This is a genomic window from Geobacillus sp. ZGt-1 (genome assembly GCF_001026865.1).
GTDB classification, from domain to species: Bacteria; Bacillota; Bacilli; order Bacillales; family Anoxybacillaceae; genus Geobacillus; species Geobacillus thermoleovorans.
Genome location: NZ_LDPD01000240.1, coordinates 1 through 1,352, shown reverse-complemented (window position 1 = coordinate 1,352; position 1,352 = coordinate 1). Strand labels below are relative to the sequence as shown.

Annotated in this window: 2 protein-coding genes; both read left to right on the top strand. The window is 30.2% G+C overall.

The window, feature by feature from the left end:
- Positions 1 to 329, top strand: a 329-nt coding sequence (locus VU18_RS18225; RefSeq protein WP_201775868.1) for a hypothetical protein, incomplete at its 5' end; no start/stop codon positions are given.
- Between the two features lie 12 nt (positions 330 to 341).
- Positions 342 to 1,352: glycosyltransferase (locus tag VU18_RS16975; RefSeq protein WP_047758653.1), on the top strand; the 1,011-nt coding region annotated here is incomplete at its 3' end.

Genomic DNA, 1,352 nt, shown 5'->3' with positions numbered 1-1,352 from the left:
GCAATGAATCTTTTTATGATGTATTACCGAAATCAAGTAAACAAAGAGATGTTTATATTTGGGGGGTTGGTAGTGCGGGGATAAAGACATTCGATTTTTATTCTTCTAGAGGTATAAATATAAGTGGTTGGATTGATAGTAATCATTTAAAATGGGGAACAGAACTAAATGGTGTAGAAATATTCAGTCCTGAGATAATTAATTTAAATAGGTCAAATATCTTTATAATCATAGGTTCTTCTTTTTATAGAGAAATTGAAGAAACATTAAAGAATTTTGGATTACAGAAGTCAAAAGATTTTATAGTTAGTCAAACATTATTTATCTGATGGTGATATTTAATGCGAGTATCGGTAGTTACACCTATTTACAATAATGAAGAATATCTGAGAGATTGTTTGGAAAGTTTGATTCGTCAGACTTATGGAGACATTGAATATATTTTTATTGATGATGGTAGTACTGACAAATCTTTTAATATTGTTAAGGATTACGGAAATTATCCTAATGTAAAAATTATGAGTAATACTTATAATTTAGGGATTGTATCAGCGTATAAAGAAGCTGTAAAGGCCGCAACTGGCGATATTCTTTGTTTTCTTGACGCTGATGATATTGCTCATAAAGATCGAGTATCAAGAGTTGTTGAAGAATTTCAAAAAGATTCTAATGTAGGAATTGTTTATTCCGCTATGGAGTTAATTGATAAAAATGGAGAAAGTTATAATTTATTCGCCAGACTTCCTTCATATGTCACGAATGATAATCTTTTTTTTCAGCTATTTAGAAGAAATTTTTTCACAGGCTCTGCTTTAGCAATTCGAAATTATGATTGGTTAAAATTTGATTTAAATGATATTATTTGTTGCGATTATTATCTCTGCTTGCAGATTGCTGAAAAAGGTCTAAAATTTTCCTATATAGATGAGCCTTTAGTTAAATATCGGATTCATGGCAAAAACACATCGAATAATAGTAAGCGGATGTTTCAGAGTGTTATTAGTGTCCAAAATCAATACCCTTATTCATATTTACAGGAACGTTGGGTAAATGAGGGGTACTCTCATGAAGAGATTTTGACTTCTTTTGGGATTATGGAGTATTACTATAGAAAGAATGAAGAACAAGCTCTTAAGTATTTCCTCGCTGCTGATGACGGTGGTTCTAAAGATGAAAATACGTATTTTTATTTAGGATGTATATACTTTAAAAAAGGAGATCTAAAAAAATCGTATTTTTATTTTAACAAGGCGTTTGAGATAGCACCGCAAAGGTTTCAAATTGTCCATAATTTGGGGATACTTACATGCATGTATTTAAGGGATATTGAAAAAGGAAGAAATTTATTACAA